Source organism: Micromonospora globbae (assembly GCF_003610785.1).
Taxonomy (GTDB): domain Bacteria; phylum Actinomycetota; class Actinomycetes; order Mycobacteriales; family Micromonosporaceae; genus Micromonospora; species Micromonospora globbae.
On sequence record NZ_RAQQ01000004.1, the window covers coordinates 77,844 to 91,169 of the forward strand.

The 13,326-nt window shown below is 75.9% G+C and carries 13 protein-coding genes; 3 read left to right on the plus strand and 10 right to left on the minus strand.

The window, feature by feature from the left end:
* Positions 1–3: 3 nt before the first annotated feature.
* A complete protein-coding gene (locus tag D7I43_RS33495; protein WP_240032826.1) occupies positions 4–630 on the minus strand; it encodes a DUF4190 domain-containing protein in 627 nt (208 codons plus the stop codon).
* A gap of 171 nt (positions 631–801) precedes the next feature.
* On the opposite strand from D7I43_RS33495, the gene D7I43_RS06565 reads away from it, so the two are divergent.
* Positions 802–1,998 (plus strand): acyl-CoA dehydrogenase family protein, encoded by a 1,197-nt coding sequence (locus D7I43_RS06565; RefSeq protein ID WP_120327496.1) that lies wholly within the window; start codon positions 802–804, stop codon positions 1,996–1,998.
* A 43-nt stretch (positions 1,999–2,041) separates the two neighbouring features.
* On the opposite strand, the gene D7I43_RS06570 is transcribed toward D7I43_RS06565, so the two are convergent.
* From D7I43_RS06570 to D7I43_RS06580, 3 genes are all read right to left on the minus strand, one after another.
* Entirely contained in the window at positions 2,042–2,557 is a 516-nt protein-coding gene (locus D7I43_RS06570; protein WP_120327497.1) for a DinB family protein, read from the minus strand.
* A gap of 42 nt (positions 2,558–2,599) precedes the next feature.
* Positions 2,600–3,007, minus strand: coding sequence for a CoA-binding protein (locus tag D7I43_RS06575; protein WP_120327498.1), 408 nt, complete (start codon positions 3,005–3,007; stop codon positions 2,600–2,602).
* Positions 3,008–3,077: 70 nt separating this feature from the next.
* Positions 3,078–4,121, minus strand: a complete 1,044-nt coding sequence (locus D7I43_RS06580) for an Rv2578c family radical SAM protein (RefSeq protein WP_120327754.1) — start codon at positions 4,119–4,121, stop codon at positions 3,078–3,080.
* 102 nt (positions 4,122–4,223) lie between these two features.
* Here D7I43_RS06580 and D7I43_RS06585 point away from each other — a divergent pair, with 102 nt between their 5' ends.
* Positions 4,224–4,604 (plus strand): thiol-disulfide oxidoreductase DCC family protein, encoded by a 381-nt coding sequence (locus D7I43_RS06585; RefSeq protein ID WP_120327499.1) that lies wholly within the window; start codon positions 4,224–4,226, stop codon positions 4,602–4,604.
* A gap of 13 nt (positions 4,605–4,617) precedes the next feature.
* On the opposite strand, the gene D7I43_RS06590 is transcribed toward D7I43_RS06585, so the two are convergent.
* The 6 genes from D7I43_RS06590 to D7I43_RS06615 form a co-directional block, all read right to left on the minus strand.
* The gene (locus tag D7I43_RS06590; protein ID WP_120327500.1) at positions 4,618–5,301 is read right to left on the minus strand and encodes a cellulose binding domain-containing protein; all 684 of its coding nucleotides are present in this window, start codon (positions 5,299–5,301) and stop codon (positions 4,618–4,620) included.
* A 105-nt stretch (positions 5,302–5,406) separates the two neighbouring features.
* Complete coding sequence (locus tag D7I43_RS06595; RefSeq protein WP_120327501.1) at positions 5,407–5,787, minus strand: DUF742 domain-containing protein; 381 nt, start codon at positions 5,785–5,787, stop codon at positions 5,407–5,409.
* The gene (locus tag D7I43_RS06600) at positions 5,765–6,211 is read right to left on the minus strand and encodes a roadblock/LC7 domain-containing protein (protein ID WP_120327502.1); all 447 of its coding nucleotides are present in this window, start codon (positions 6,209–6,211) and stop codon (positions 5,765–5,767) included. The genes D7I43_RS06595 and D7I43_RS06600 overlap by 23 nt, the downstream gene beginning before the upstream one ends.
* Positions 6,208–8,301 carry a sensor histidine kinase gene (locus D7I43_RS06605; RefSeq protein WP_147427234.1) on the minus strand — a complete coding sequence of 698 codons (2,094 nt, stop codon included), beginning with the start codon at positions 8,299–8,301 and terminating at the stop codon, positions 6,208–6,210. The genes D7I43_RS06600 and D7I43_RS06605 overlap by 4 nt, the downstream gene beginning before the upstream one ends.
* Positions 8,298–10,859 carry a helix-turn-helix transcriptional regulator gene (locus D7I43_RS06610; protein ID WP_120327504.1) on the minus strand — a complete coding sequence of 854 codons (2,562 nt, stop codon included), beginning with the start codon at positions 10,857–10,859 and terminating at the stop codon, positions 8,298–8,300. Before D7I43_RS06610 ends, D7I43_RS06605 begins: the two co-directional genes overlap by 4 nt.
* 5 nt (positions 10,860–10,864) lie before the next feature.
* A complete protein-coding gene (locus tag D7I43_RS06615; RefSeq protein WP_120327505.1) occupies positions 10,865–12,139 on the minus strand; it encodes an Hsp70 family protein in 1,275 nt (424 codons plus the stop codon).
* Between the two features lie 288 nt (positions 12,140–12,427).
* Here D7I43_RS06615 and D7I43_RS06620 point away from each other — a divergent pair, with 288 nt between their 5' ends.
* A complete protein-coding gene (locus D7I43_RS06620; RefSeq protein ID WP_120327506.1) occupies positions 12,428–13,321 on the plus strand; it encodes an IniB N-terminal domain-containing protein in 894 nt (297 codons plus the stop codon).
* The last annotated feature ends 5 nt before the right edge of the window (positions 13,322–13,326 follow it).

The window sequence follows — 13,326 nt, forward strand, 5'->3', positions numbered from 1 at the left end:
CGGTCAGTAGGTGCCGCCCCCGTCGGCGTTGGCGAGGAGCACCACGGCGATCCAGCCGCAGCAGGCCAGCAGCCCCAGCGCCGTGAAGACGTAGCTGAGGATGAGCCCCCACGTGGCGAGCTGGTCGCCCTCCTCCCCGCTGGTGCGCAGCTGGCGCTTCGCCAGGTGGCCCAGGACGATGCCGGCCGGAGCGAACACGAACGCGAAGATCAGCGACAGGATGGCCAGCACGTTGGTGCGCACCGGCCCGGTTGGTGGCGGGCCGTACTGGCCGTAGGGCACCTGCGGGGCGTACGGCGGCTGGTGGCCCCACTGCGGACCGGGCGGGTAGCCACCCGGCTGCCCGAACGGTGGCTGGTCCGGCGCCGGCGGGCGGGGCGGCTGGTCCGGCTCGGGCGGTGACGGCTCGGGCGGCGGGCCGAACGGAGACCGGTCCGGCGGCGGCGCGTACGGCGACCGTTCCGCCGGCGGCTCGTACGGCGACGGCGGTTGTTCCCCCGGCGGCTGGTACGGCGGCTGATCGCCGGGCGAGGCGTACGGCGACGGGGGCTGTTCGCCCGGCCTCTCGTACGGCGACGGAGGCTGCTCGCGACCGGACGGCTCCGACGGGTCGGACGGCGGGTTCGTCACGGTCTCCTCCTCCTGCCGGCGCCGGGGCTCTCTTGCCGGACGCTACCCGCAGCGGTGAACCTTTTCACAGCGGTTGTGTGGACTGGTCACCTTGGCGGCGCTGCCCGGGAGACCGATACTGACCGAGCGTTCAGTTACCCATGAGTAATGCGCCGATCCCCGGAGGCTGACATGGCTCGACTCGCCCAGACGCCCGGCCTGACCGATGTGCAGCGGTCGATCCTGGAGACCGTCCGGGAGTTCGCCGACAAGGAGATCATCCCGCACGCGCAGCGGCTGGAGCACGCCGACGAGTACCCGACCGACATCATCGACGGGATGCGCGAGATGGGGCTCTTCGGCCTCACCATCGCCGAGGAGTACGGCGGGCTCGGCGAGTCGCTGCTGACGTACGCCCTCGTGGTCGAGGAACTGTCCCGCGGCTGGATGTCGATCTCCGGCATCGTCAACACCCACTTCATCGTGGCGTACCTGATCTCGCAGCACGGCTCCGCCGAGCAGAAGAGCCGACTCCTGCCGCGGATGGCCACCGGCGAGGTGCGGGGCGCGTTCTCCATGTCCGAACCGGAGTGCGGTTCCGACGTCGCCGCCATCAAGTCGAAGGCGGTCCGCGACGGCGACCACTTCGTGCTCGACGGCCAGAAGATGTGGCTCACCAACGGCGCCTACTCGTCGGTGGTGGCCACCCTCGTGAAGACCGACACCGGCGCCGACTCCGTCTACGGCAACATGAGCACGTTCCTGCTGGAGAAGGAGCCCGGCTTCGGCGAGACGGCGCCTGGCCTCACCATCCCCGGCCGGATCGACAAGATGGGCTACAAGGGCGTCGAGACCACCGAGATGGTGCTCGATGGGGTCCGCGTGCCCGCCACGGCAGTGCTCGGCGGCGAGGAGAGGGTCGGCCGGGGCTTCTACCAGATGATGGACGGCATCGAGGTGGGGCGGGTCAACGTGGCCGCCCGCGCCTGCGGCATCTCCATCCGCGCCTTCGAGCTCGCCGTCGCGTACGCCCAGCAGCGCCGCACCTTCGGCCAGCCCCTCGCGAAGCACCAGGCCGTCGCGTTCAAGCTCGCCGAGATGGGTACGAAGATTGAGGCCGCGCACGCCCTCATGGTCAACGCCGCCCGGCTGAAGGACGCCGGCCAGCGCAACGACGTCGAGGCCGGCATGGCCAAGCTGCTCGCCTCGGAGTACTGCGCCGAGGTGGTGCAGGAGGCGTTCCGCATCCACGGCGGTTACGGCTACTCGAAGGAGTACGAGATCGAGCGGCTGATGCGGGAGGCGCCGTTCCTGCTCATCGGCGAGGGCACCTCGGAGATCCAGAAGACGATCATCTCGCGGGGCCTGCTGAAGGAGTACAAGCTCTGAGTCGCGGGCGGACGGCGCCATCGCGGGCCGTGGCCGGGCCCCGTCACTGCCGCAGCAGCCGCAGCTGACCGATCTCGGCCACGTTCTTCATCAACTCCGCGTTGACCCAGCCGATCAGGTGCGTGACGGTGTGCCCGGCCTCCGGCGGCCAGGGGAACGCGACCGTGGCGTCCAGGTCGGCGTCGGTGAGGTCGTCGAGGGCGGTGAGCCACTGGGCGCGCAGGTCGCGCAACCACGCGATCGTCGCCTCGCCCGGCCCGGGCCAGCGCACGTCCTCCCGCCGCCGTGCGGGCCGTCCGCGCAGGTGGTCGAGGGCCACGGACCACCACCAGCCCATGTGCCAGGTGAGCCAGGCGATCGTGGGCACCGGGACCGGGTCGGGCTCCACGTCGGCCCAGTCGGGCGTCCACCCGCCGTCGGCATCCGGGCGCACCGTCCAGCAGACGGCCGCCGGTTCCCACCGGAAGTCCGCCGGTTCGAGCCGGGCCAGGTGGTAGTCGAACAGCGACCAGGTCAGGTCGAACTGCCAGCGCAGGAGGGTGACGGGCGGTACGGGCATCCGGCGATCATGCCGGACACGGACCGCCGGGTCGAGGCGGATTCAGCCCAACCGGGTCAGGCTGCCGACGGCGCGTTCCACGGCCAGGCAGCGGTCCTCGACGTAGTCGATGCCCGCCTCGGTGGCGATCCGCCGCGCCTCGGCCGACACGATGCCGAGCTGGAGCCACACGGCCGGAGCGCCGATGGCCACGGCCTGCCGGACCACGTCGACGGCGTCCTCGGCGGGCCGGAACACGTTCACCAGGTCGACGGGGTGCGGGATGTCGGCGAGGGACCGGTAGACCGGCTCACCGAACAGCTCGTCGGCGCTGGGGTTGACCGGGATGATCCGCCAGCCGTGCCGCTGCATCTGCAACGGCACACTGTGTGCCGGCTTGTTCGGGTCGCGGGAGGCACCCACGACGGCGATCACGGCGGAGTCGGCGAGGATCTGCTGAGCGCTGCGCACCCGGCGACTGTAGCTCCGGGCGCGCGCCTCCGCCCGGGACGGGTCAGCGCGCGCCTGCGCCCGAAACCGGTCAGAGCAGGGTGAGCTGCTCGGCGGCCGGGGGCGGTGGCTCCGGAAGGCTCCGGTTCTCGCCCCGCTCGCCCCGGTGCAGGCCGTGCCGGCGGGCCGCGATCCGCACCCGGGCCGTCAGTTCCCGCTGGTACGCCTGTGGCGCGTAGGAGCCCGCCCGGTACAGCTCCCGGTAGCGGGGGACCAGGTGCGGGAACTCGCGACCCAGCCAGCGCGCGTACCACTCCCGGGCACCCGGTCGCAGATGCAGCGCCAACGGGGTCACGCTGGTCGCCCCGGCCGCCGCGATCGCGGCCACCGTGGCGTCGATCGACTCGTCGTCGTCGGTGAGCCCGGGGAGGATCGGCGCCATGAGCACGCCGACGGCGAAGCCCGCGTCGGTGAGCGCCCGTACGGCGTCCAACCGGCGCCGGGGGCTCGGCGTGCCCGGCTCGACGGCCCGCCAGAGCCGCTCGTCGACGAAGCCCACCGAGTAGGAGACACCGACCCGGGTGACCTCGGCGGCCTGCCGCAGCAGCGGAAGGTCCCGCAGGATCAGGGTGCCCTTGGTGAGGATCGAGAACGGGTTGGCGAAGTCCCGCAGCGCCGCGATGATCTGCGGCATGAGCTGGTAGCGCCCCTCGGCGCGCTGGTAGCAGTCGACGTTCGTGCCCATGGCGATGTGGGCGCCCCGCCACCGCGGCGCGGCCAGCTCGCGGCGGACCAGCTCGCCCGCGTTGACCTTGACGATCACCTTCCGGTCGAAGTCCGCCCCGGCGTCGAGGTCGAGGTAGGTGTGGGTCTTGCGGGCGAAGCAGTACACACACGCGTGGCTGCAACCCCGGTACGGGTTGATCGTCCACTCGAAGGGGACGCGCGAGGCGCCCGGCACCCGGTTGATGATCGACTTTGCCTGCACCTCGTAGAACGTCATCCCCGCGAAGCCGGGGGTGTCGAAGGTGCGGACGGTCGCGCCGGGCAGCGCCAGCGGCAGGGGTGGCGTCGCTGGCGCTGCCCGCTCGGGAGCCCCCTCGGCCGGGGGAGCGGCGAGGTTGTCCCAGCGCATGGCCACTATTCGAACATACGTACGAGCAGTGCGCAAGGCGGCTCGCCGTGTCGCCCGCCACCTCGCGGGCCCACCGTCGGCAGGCGGGTGGAGGATGGAGGCATGGAGAGGTCGACGTTCGTCTACGACGGGGACTGCGCGTTCTGCACCCGCTGCGCCGAGTTCATCGAGCGGCACATCCCCACCTCGGCGCGGGTGGTGCCGTGGCAGTTCGCCGACCTGGCCGCGTTGGGGCTCACCGAGGCCGAGTGCGAGCAGGCCGTGCAGTGGGTCGGCGTGGACGGCGTACGCGCCGCCGGGCCGGACGCCATCGCCCGCCTGCTCGGCGACAGCGGGGCGCTCTGGCGGGTGGCCGGCGCGGGGCTGCGCTTCCCGCCCGTGCGCGCCGTCGCCTGGCCCGCGTACCGCTGGGTGGCGCGCAACCGCCACCGGATGCCCGGCGGCACCGCGGCCTGCGCCGTGCCCGCGGCCCGGCGGAACTGACCCCCGGCGCGGGTCAGCCGGGCAGGCCCGTGCAGGCCACGCCGTCGATGGTGCAGGCGGTCGGCGTGGAACTGATCGGCGCGCCGGCCACCCGGAACGTCACCCGGACCGAGCCGCCGCCGGGCACCGGGCCGCTGCCGTCCGGCACGAAGGTCCAGGTGGCGCCGTCCTGGGTGGCGCGTGCTCCGGTCACCTCCGTGACCCGGAGGGATCCCCGGGGCAGCGTGACGACGAGCGTCCACGCCGGCACGCGCTCGGGCCCCGGGTTGGTGATGGTGACCGCCGCACCGTAGCCGAGCAGGGCGCTCTCCTCGACGGCGAACGCGGCGCGCAGTGGCACGGGTGCCGCCGTCGACGGGCTCGCCGTGCTGGCCGACGGCGACGCGGCGCTGGTCGGGACGCCGGTGCCGGTCGGGTGGCCGGGCGCCGGCCGGCTCGACCCGGCCGGGCGGGCCTCGGCGCCGGGCGTGCCGGGCTCGGGTGGCGTCGGCACGAGAGGGTCGGGCGGTGGGTCGAGGGCCATCGGCGCCAGGCGTTCCGGCGTCCGCAGCACGAGGACGACCGGAACGGCGGTGGCGACCAGCACCGCCAGCGAGGCGAGGACGGCGATCCGGGTGACCCGTGACGCCGGGCCGGTGAGCGTACGCCGGAGCGACCCGGCGAGCGCCACGATCCGGTCGAGCACGATGATCGCCACGGTCCGTCGTGGCGGTGGCGGTGATGCCGGCACTGCCTTCCTTCCCCCTTCAGACTCTCCGACCCGGCCGTCGCGGCGGTGGCGCCGTCCCGCCGGGTCGTCGGCTCACAGCGCGCGGAGCCCGGCGAGCAGTTCCTGGAGCAGTTCCTCGGACGGCAGTTCGGCGGGTGTCGGCGGCTCGTGCGTCTCGATGAGGTTGGCCGCCAGCAGGTCGCCGAGGAGCACGCGCACGGTGCCGACCGGCAGGTCCAGATCCGCGCCGATCTCCGCGACCGACAGCGGCTGCCGGCACATCTCGAGGATCGCCGCCTGCTCCGGGAAGAGGCGGCCGGCCGCGGGCGCCGGCCCCCGGGCGACGACCAGCGTGATCAGGTCGAACCGGCCCCGGTCGGGCGCCGCGCGTCCCCCGGTCATGGTGTACGGCCGGACCACCGGCCCGGCGTCGTCGTCGTACCACGCCTCGTCAGCGGCGCCCGTCGGCTGCACCGGTCTCCCCGCCCGTCGCCGTGGAGGCCGGCTCGAGGAACACCGGCAGGTGCCGCTCGGCCTGACCCACGAAGAGCGCCACCTCGTACGCCATGTCGCCGACCTCGGCCTCGGCGCCGATCCGGACCGTGAGGATGGCGCCGTTGCGGGTGGTGGCCACGAAGAGGAACGCCCGGGACATCTGGACGACGATCTGCCGCAGCGCCCCGCCGACGCAGACCCGGGTGGCGGCCGCGCCGAGGGCCTCCAGGCCGGCGACCAGGCTCGACAGCTGGTTGGCGAGGACGGTGTCGACGTCCCGGCTGGCGCCGAGCAACAGCCCGTCGGGCGAGAGCACGACCGCGAACTCGGCGCCGTGCACCCGGTCCACCAGGTCGTTCAGGGCGTCGGTCAGGCCGTCGGCGGTGACCACTGATTGCGTCATGGGCGTCCTCTCGCTGCTCTGGAGACCGGTATCTCGACCGTATCGGCGCCGGCCGTGCCCGATCCTGGCCATGCGGCCCCGGCGTGCCGGGCCCGCACCGGCAGGCCACCGGCGCTGGGCCGCGCCGGAGGGGTGGACCGGGGGCCGCCCGGCCCGGGCGCTGCGCCGTCGGGCCCGGTCGGTGTGACCAGGGCGGTCGGGAGCAGCACGACCGCCGACGTCCCGCCGCGGGGTCCGGGTTGCAACCGGACCCGGGCGCCGCAGCGGGCGGCGAGCAGGGCAGCAGCGTACAGCCCGTGGGGGCCGTTTGGGGGGCATGCCGTCGGCGGATCGGCCAGCATGCGATTGGCCGACTCGGCGGCGGCCGGGTGGAGCCCGGGCCCGTCGTCGCTGACCACGACCGCGCACCCGCCCGCGTGCTGCTCGCCGGCCACCCGCACGGCGGTGCCGGCGGGCGAGAACGCCAGCGCGTTCTCGATCAGCTCGGCGAGCAGGTGGATGACGTCCGTGACCGCCGGACCGGCGAGCGACCACGGCCAGTGCGGGGCGACGAGGACGCGCTGGTAGTCGGCGACCTCGGCGACCGCACCGCGCGCGACGTCGAGCATCGGCACCGACCGTCGCCACCGCCGGGCGGGCCGGGCGCCGGCGAGGGTCACGAGCTTCTCGACGTTGCGCCGCAGGCGGGTCGCGAGGTGGTCGAGCTGGAACAGCTCGGCGGTCTCCTCGGGGCTGTGCTCGCGTCGTTCCATGACGTCGAGCAGGGCCAGTTGCTCGCGCAGGAGCACCTGGTTGCGCTGGGTGAGACGCAGGAACAGGTCCCGCGTGGCCCGCGCGGCGTCGTACGCGTCGCCACCCGCCGCGGCGGAGCGGTGGGGAGCGCCGGGCGCGGGCGGTCCGGTGTGGACGCGGCCGGCGGGATCCGGCCCCGGCACGGCCCGCGGCCCGGCGCCGCTGGCCCGGTCCGGCGCGGCGGTGGTGGCCGGCCCCGGCCCGGTGACGACCCCCAGTTCGGCGGTGCGGTCGGCCGCGGTTGGCGCGAGCCGGCGGGTCGCCCCCGCGTCGGCGTCCGGTAGCCGGCGCAGCACGCGGACTCCGCCGAGGAGCAGCGCCAGCAGCGCGATCGGGCCCAGCCCCAGCACGGCGCCGGTGCGGACGACCACCAGCGCGGCGTCCGGCGCGGCCCGCTCGACACTGTGCCGGGCGGTCGATCGGACCAGGGCGTCCAGCGCCGCGAGAGCCGGCTCGGCCGTCGCCTCCCACTCGGCGGCCGTCGGCCCGTCGTCGCCGGCGCGCAGCAACCGGTCCTCCAGCGACCGCAGCGCGGTGAACAGGGGCTCCTGGGTGAGCCTCCGGTAGTCGTCCTGCTCGGCGGGGGGCAGCGCGGCGGCGGCCTCGCTGCCCGCGTACCGCCGGGTGCTGACCAGGTCGCTCAGGCGGCGCCGCTCGTCGGCGGTGGGCCGCCCGGCGGCGAGCGTGGCGGTGAGCAGGGTGTCCTCCCGGGCGAGCAGCTCCCGGGACCGGGCGAGCGCCACGACGGCACGCGTCTCGGCGGCGAGGGTGCTCTCGCGGGCGCTCCACTCCGGGCCGTACACCGCGAAGGCGGCGTCGATCAGTTGGTCGTACGCCGTGACGGCGTCGGCGCGTCCCGCGTCGGCGTCGGCGCGTACGGCGGGGAGGCCGTCGAGCTGGAGGAGCAGGCCGGCGGCCCGGTCGCGGACCGCGCCGGCGGTGAGCAGCCGCAGGTCGGTGCCGGTCGCGGCGTCGCGCAGGGCGGCGATCGTACGGTCGGTGCCGTCCCGGGCCCCGCCCAGCGCGGCGCTCGCCGGGGCGACCCCCGCGACCGCCCCGGCGGTGAGGCGGCGTTCGGTCTGCAGGTCGAGGATCAGCCGGTCGGTGGGGTGGCCGAGGGTCTCCGCGAGGGCCCGGACGCGCAGCAGGTCGGTGGCGTCGCGCGCGGCGGCGTACGCGGCGTACGCCCAGAGCGCGAGCAGCACGACCACGGCCGCGGCGAGGAGCCGCCGGAGCCGGGGCACCTCCGCCCCGGCCCGCCCGCTCGCCGGGCCCGGGGTCGGACGGCCCCCGGTCACCGGGCCACCCGCTCGGGCCACGGTCGGCCGGCCGCCGTGTCCGGCCGGTGGGCCACGATGGTCCGCAGCAGGGCGAGCAGCTCCGCCCGGTTCGCGCAGTTGAGCCGGGAACGCATCCGGGCCACGTGGTGCTCGACCGTCTTCGCCGAGATGAAGAGCCGGTCGCCGATCTCCCGGTAGGTGAGGCCGGCCAGCACCAGCTCGGCCACCTCCCGCTCGCGGTCGCTCAGGCGGTGTGCCGCCGGGGTGGTGAGGGCGTCGGCGACCGGGCCGTCACCGCCGCCCGGCCGCTGCCCCGCCCGGTTTCCGGCGGGCCGGCCCTGGAGCATCCGGGCGCAGTCGAGCAGCGCGGTCATCGCCCGGCGGTCGGAGGTGCGGATGGCGGCCTGCCCGGCGAGCCGGGCGCCGTCCCAGCAGAGTCCCGCGTCGTGCAGCCCGCGCGCGGCGGCCTCCACCCGGACCGGGTCGACCACCCCGCGCAGCACGTCGACCCAGCTCGCGGCGGCCGCGGCGACCACGGCGGCGTACCGGCTGTGCGGCGCCGCGGCGAGCAGGGCGGCCACGTGGTCGTCGGCGACCGCCGGTTCCTCGGTGAGGATCGCCGCGTGCAGGCCGCTCCAGTGCAGGGGCGCGCTCCACAGTGGCGGGTCGCCGAGCCGCGCCAGCAGCGACCGGGCCCGGTGCAGGTGGGGCGCCAGCCGGTCGAGGTCGCCCAGGCGGGCGCCGACGATGGCCAGCTCGCCGAGCGGGAGCAGCGTGAACAGGTCCACGGGATGCCGCACCACGGCCTCCAGCGCGTGTCCCCAGCCCCGCTGGAGAGCGCCGAGGTCGCTGTTGCGGCGGGCGATGCCGAGTTCCAGCGCGGTGGCGAAGAGCAGGTCGCGGGACTCCAGCGGCCGGCCCCGCCCGGTGACGGAGGCGAGCCGGTCGGCGGCGTCGGCCGTACGGCCGCGGACCATCAGGATCCACGCCTGGAGCAGCCGGTGCCGGCGGACCATCAGCGGGCCCCCGATGCCGCTGGCCAGGGCCCGGTCGAGCACCCGGTCGGCGATGTCGAGTTCGCCGCCGTGCACCGCGGTGAGGGCGGCCAGCGCGGCGGGGCTGTCCGGCAGCAGCACGGCCCGCCCGTCCGGTTCGAGCAGCGCCGTCGCCTGGACGAGCGTGGACAGCGCCGCGGTGGGTGCTCCCGTGATGCTGTCCCGTACGCCCTCGGCCATCAGCCGCGCCGCGCTGGCGTGCAGGGTGGGCGGGTCGTCACGGTCGTCCGCGTACGCGCCGGACGCGTCGCCGGGATGCCCGCCGGCCAGCGCGCCGACCGCGGCGAACGCGGCCGCCGGGGCGGCGCCGGACCACCGGTACAGCTCCACGCTGCGGCCGACCTGGCCGCGATGGGCGAGTGCCGTCGCGGCGACCAGGGCCGCCTCGGCCCGTTCGGTGGGCGCCGCGGAGGCGAGCAGCCGGTCGGCGAGGCGGAGGGCGGCGTCGAGGTCACCGGCGAGGGCCGCGGCGACGGCCTGCCGGGCGGCGACCGGCCGACCGGCGGCAGCCGCGGCGGCGAAGAGCTCCGCGGCGAGAGCCGGCTCGCCGCCGATGGCCTCCTCGGCGGCCGCCTCCAGCGTCCCCGCCGGGCAGTCCGCGGCCACGCCGGCCGCGAGGAGGGCGCGCACCAGCGGCAGCACGGGTCCGCCCCGGGCGAGTTGCACCTCGCTGAGCCGTTGCCAGACGGCAGTGCGTTCGGCGGCGGGGCTGAGCGCGGTCACCGCCCGGCGTACCAGCGGCGCGAGCCGCCCGTCCGCGCCGAGCAGGCCGGCGGCCCGGGTGGCCGCGACGAGCGTGTCCACCTCGGACGGTTCGCGACCGAGCAGCGCCGCCAGCAGGTCCAGGGGCAGCGGTACGCCGGCGGCCACCGCGAGCAGGAGCCGTCGGACGTCGGGGGCGAGGTCGTCGAGGTCCGGCCCGAATTCGAGGACGGCCTGCCGGGGCGGCTCGGCGGGAGCGGCGGCGCCCTGGCCGCGCAGGGCGCGGACCAGCCGCTCGACGTCGCGCGGCACCCCGGCCGTCTGGCCGTGCACGAAGTCCACGAGTTCGGCGCGGCGGCCCAGCTCGGGAACGGCGGCGAGGTAGGCGCCGGTCTGCTCGCGGGTGAACGGGGTGAGCAGGATCAGCTGCCCCTCCCGCCGCAGCGCGTCGGCCAGCTCGACGAGCGCGGCCGACCGCGGCCACGGCCGGTAGCCGACGGCGACCCGGTGGCGCCGCCCGGCGACCAGGTGCCGCAGCGTCCGGAGCCGGCGGTCGTCGAGCAGGTGCGCGTCGTCGACCAGCAGCACGGCGTCCGGGTCGGCGGCGTCGGGCAGTTCGGGGACGTCCTCCCGTACCGTCGTCCCGGCCCGCCGGTAGGCCCGCGCCAGCTCCCGGAGGTACACGCTGCGCCCGTGACCGCCGGGTCCGGTGACCGCGAGCAGGAGCGGGCCGGACGGGTCGGCGGCGACGCCGTCGAGCAGGGCCTGCGGACCGCGGTCCAGCACCAGCCGGTGCCCGGCCGGAGCGGTCGTCGTCATCGTGGTCATCCTTCGCGTCCCCGGCTTCGGGTCAGGGCGAGGCGGGACGGCCTCGGCAGTTCCAGCGGGGTGATCCGGACCGGGGGACGGGGTGGCGGTTCACTGAGGACCGCCCGGTCGTGGTGGGGTCGCCGCTGCCGGGGAACCGCCGGCCCGGCCGGGGGACGGGCGTCGCCCGCCGGGACGGGCCGTCGGGAAGGCTCGGGCGGCCGGGGCCGTGGTGAGACCACCTGGCAGGCGGCGAGTGCCGCACCGGTGGCGGCGGTCAGTTGCGGGTCGGGTTCCACCTCCACCGGCACGGGGACGGCGGCGGCGAGCAGTTCGGCCACGAGCGGGATCCGCGTGGAGCCGCCGGCCAGCAGGACGGCGTCGAGGTCCGCGGGGCGCAGGCCGGCGGCGTGCACGGCCCGCAGCAGCAGGTCCACGGTGGCCTGCACGGTGGGCCGGATCATCGCCTCGAACTCCGCCCGGGTGACCGGTACGCGGGCGGGCCCACCCGGCAGCGTGAGCAGCACGTCCGCCTCGGCGTCGACGGTCAGCTCGCGCTTGGCCCGCTCGCACTCGGGCAGCAGCGCGCGCAGGGTGGCGTACGCGCCCCGCCGGCCCGCGGCGGCGAGGTCGCGGGCCAGTACGCCGCGCACGTGCGCGGCGAGCGCCTCGTCGAAGTCGGCGCCGCCCGTCCCGTCCAGCCCCTGCGGCAGGCCGACGGTGCCGAAGCAGCCGCGCGGGTCGCGCCGGACCAGGGCGGCCTCGAAGCTGTCGCCCCCGAGCGCGTAGACGGCGGCCGTGCTGCCCGCGAACCCCCGGGCCGCGTGGCTCTCGGCGACCGTGACGGTACGCGGCAGCAGCGTGACGGTGGTGAGCCCCAGCTCCCAGAGTGCGCTGTGCAGCAGCTCCCGGCGGTGCCGTCCCCATCCGGCGGGGTGGCTGAGCACCACCGCCTCGGCCGGCTCGCCCTCCCGGTCGAGGACCCGCTCGACGACCCAGGTCGCGAGGACGGCCGTGAGCAGCTGCGGCGGGCACGACTCCCCGGCGAGCAGCAGTGGCACGTCGTCGCCGACCCGCTGCACGAAGCCACGGGCGGTCCGGCTCCCGTCCTCGGTGTCGGGCTCGCCCACCACCAGCGTCCCGTCGGCGCCGAGGTGCAGCACGGACGGCACGGTCGCCGCGCCGGCGTCGAGCGGGACCACCTCGGGGCGGGTCCAACTGCCCCCGCGCCGCCGGGCCAGCGTGGCCGCGGTGGTGGTGTTCCCGATGTCTATCCCCAGGACGTACGGCATGTGCTTTCTTCCTTCGCCGCGAGCCGGCCGGCCGCGGGCCGCGGAATTCCCGCGGGGTGAACGACCCACCCCCGGCGAATCCCCGTGGGCTCCTACGTTCGTACCAGAGAACACTCCTGCGTCGGGACCCTAAATCTGGCCGGCACGGGTCCCCCAGTCCCCCTAACGGACGAGGGGGCGACGGCCCTAACCGGGCGGTGCGGATTGCGGGACGTTCCCCGATGACCGGGGGCGGCCGGGGCCCATAACGTCGCCGTCGACGACGACCGATCCGAGGAGAACCGGCACATGGACCAGACCCTGCACGACTTCGTGCTCAACCTGCTCACGGACCCCGACGCGCGGTCGGCGTTCGACCTCGACCCGGAGGGAGCCCTGCGGGCCGCGGGCCTCACCGACATCACCGCCGCGGACGTGCAGGACGTGGTGCCGCTGGTGGTCGACTACGCACCCGTGCAGGGGCTCGCGCCGGTCGCCCCGGTGGTCTCCGAGGTCGGGGCCGAGCCGCTCGTGACCGACGTGACCGACGTGGTCGGCCAGCTGCAGAGCGTGGCGCAGCAGCTCTCGGTCAGCAGCTCGTACTCCGGTGTGGACGTCAAGGCCGGCGTGCTCGGCGCCATCGCCGTGGACCCCACGGCCGTCGCGGTCGGGGCGACCGTGCTCCCGGGCATCGGGGTGGGCGTCGGGCCGGGCGGCCTCGGCACCGACCTGACCGGGGTGCACGACGTCGCGCACACGCTGGACGCCGACGTGGTGGGGGCCGTGGACTCCGTCGCCGACCCGGCGGTCGGGGACGTGGCCGGGACGGTGGGCAGCCCCACCACGGTGCTCGACGCGACCGACAACGGCCTGCTCGGCACCCCGGACGGCCTGCTCGGCGGGACGCTCTCCGGCACCACGGGCCAGGTGGACGGCCTCGTCGACTCGCTCGGCGTCGACGACACCCTGGGCGGCCTCGGCCTGCACGACGGCGGCACCGGAGTCGTCCCGCCGCTGGACGTCCCGGGGACGGTGGGTGGCGTGACGCACCAGGTAGACGGACTTCTCTCCGGAGTCACCGGCACGGTGGGCAGCGTGACCGGTGACGTGACCGACGGGGTGACCGGCGACGCCGGGGTCCACGGGGACGCCCCCTCGTCCCACGGCGGCGGACTGCTGGGCATCACCGACGGTCTGCTCTGACCGAC

Bases quoted from the DNA above. Each gene is read 5' to 3' on its own strand.
- D7I43_RS06620 (WP_120327506.1), top strand. From the start codon at position 12,428: ATGGACCAGACCCTGCACGACTTCGTGCTCAACCTGCTCACGGACCCC.
- D7I43_RS06585 (WP_120327499.1), top strand. From the start codon at position 4,224: ATGGAGAGGTCGACGTTCGTCTACGACGGGGACTGCGCGTTCTGCACC.
- D7I43_RS06600 (WP_120327502.1), bottom strand. From the start codon at position 6,211: ATGACGCAATCAGTGGTCACCGCCGACGGCCTGACCGACGCCCTGAAC.
- D7I43_RS06610 (WP_120327504.1), bottom strand. From the start codon at position 10,859: ATGACGACGACCGCTCCGGCCGGGCACCGGCTGGTGCTGGACCGCGGT.
- D7I43_RS06580 (WP_120327754.1), bottom strand. From the start codon at position 4,121: ATGCGCTGGGACAACCTCGCCGCTCCCCCGGCCGAGGGGGCTCCCGAG.
- D7I43_RS06615 (WP_120327505.1), bottom strand. From the start codon at position 12,139: ATGCCGTACGTCCTGGGGATAGACATCGGGAACACCACCACCGCGGCC.
- D7I43_RS06570 (WP_120327497.1), bottom strand. From the start codon at position 2,557: ATGCCCGTACCGCCCGTCACCCTCCTGCGCTGGCAGTTCGACCTGACC.
- D7I43_RS06565 (WP_120327496.1), top strand. From the start codon at position 802: ATGGCTCGACTCGCCCAGACGCCCGGCCTGACCGATGTGCAGCGGTCG.